Origin of the sequence: Mesorhizobium sp. M7A.F.Ca.CA.004.12.1.1, assembly GCF_003997835.1 — a bacterium.
GTDB lineage: Bacteria > Pseudomonadota > Alphaproteobacteria > Rhizobiales > Rhizobiaceae > Mesorhizobium.
The window spans coordinates 1-1,274 of record NZ_RZRK01001196.1 but is presented as its reverse complement, the minus strand read 5'-3'; the positions used below and the strand labels follow the sequence as shown (position 1 = coordinate 1,274).

Here is a 1,274-nt window from a genome sequence, read left to right as displayed (position 1 = left end):
GCTGGCGACGATCTGGACGCGGCGCAGCGGCCTGACCGATTCGTGATAGACCAGCCAGTAGGCACGGCGGATCGGCGCGACCACATCGACGGATACCAATTCCGGCATCGAGCGGGCGACGAAGGTGTGCAGGATGCCGATGCCGGCGCCCGAGCGCACCGCCTCGGCCTGGCCGAGTGCGGAGGAGATGGCGAAACTGGTGCGCCAGTCGGCGCTGAATTCGCCCGCATAGTCGAGCGAGGGACTGACGATGAGGTCGGGTACGTAGCCGATCAGCGTGTGCTGGCCGAGCTCGGCGGCGGTTTTGGGCAAGCCATGCGCTTCAGCATAAGCGCACGAGGCAAACAGGCCGAGCGAGTAGTCGACCAGCTTTCCCGCCACCAGCCGGCCTTCTGTCGGCCGCTCGACGGTGATGGCGATGTCCGCCTCGCGGCGCGACAAGGAAAAGGAGCGCGGCACCGGCACAAGCTGGATCGTCAGCTCGCGGTGCAGGGCGGTCAGTTCGCCGAGGCGCTTGGCCAGGAAGGCGACACCAAAACCATCAGGCGCGCCGATGCGCACCGTGCCGGAAACGTCGTCGCCTTCGCCTGAAATGGTCGAGCGCGCGGCGATCATGTCGCCCTCCATGCGCTCGGCAATGTCGAGAAAACGCTCGCCGGCGGGCGTCAGCTCGCTGCCGGTGGTCAAGCGGCGAAACAGCTTTGTCCGCAGCGCTTCCTCGAGTGCGGCGATGCGGCGTGAGACGGTGGCGTGGTTGAGCTCCAGCCGTTTGGCGGCGCCAAGGATCTGGCCTGCGCGCGCCACGGCGAGGAAGATGCGGACGTCATCCCAGTTCATGGGGAGGGTCCAGATGACAATTATCGACGCTGCGTTCTGTGGTGGAACTCAATCTCTCAATCCGCACGGCAGCAATTGCATCCCACCATTTGCGGGAATTGATGCTCGCTCGTCAATCGTTATCTATTCTCCGCACAACGGTTGCGTTCTCACTCGCGTTGCCATCCGCCGGCCAAAGGCGGACAATGCAGCATCACAAACAGGGAGAGAAATCATGATTGACTATGGTCATTTCATTGGCGGCAAGCATGTCGCCGGGACCAGCGGCCGCAAGCAGGATGTCATGCAGCCGATGGACGGCTCCGTGCGCGGCACGGTGGCGTTGGCCTCGCAGGCGGAACTGCGCGCGGCGGTCGAGAATGCCAAGGCAGCGCAGCCGAAATGGGCCGCGACCAACCCGCAGCGCCGCGTACGCGTGCTGATGAAGTTTCTCGAAC

General features: G+C 64.4%; 2 protein-coding genes. One reads left to right on the top strand and one right to left on the bottom strand.

The window, feature by feature from the left end:
* A partial coding sequence (locus EN984_RS35050; protein WP_164765944.1) for a LysR family transcriptional regulator occupies positions 1-837 on the bottom strand: 837 nt, incomplete at its 3' end.
* A 214-nt stretch (positions 838-1,051) separates the two neighbouring features.
* Here EN984_RS35050 and EN984_RS35045 point away from each other — a divergent pair.
* The coding region (locus EN984_RS35045) for an aldehyde dehydrogenase family protein (RefSeq protein ID WP_127384376.1) at positions 1,052-1,274 on the top strand (223 nt) is incomplete at its 3' end.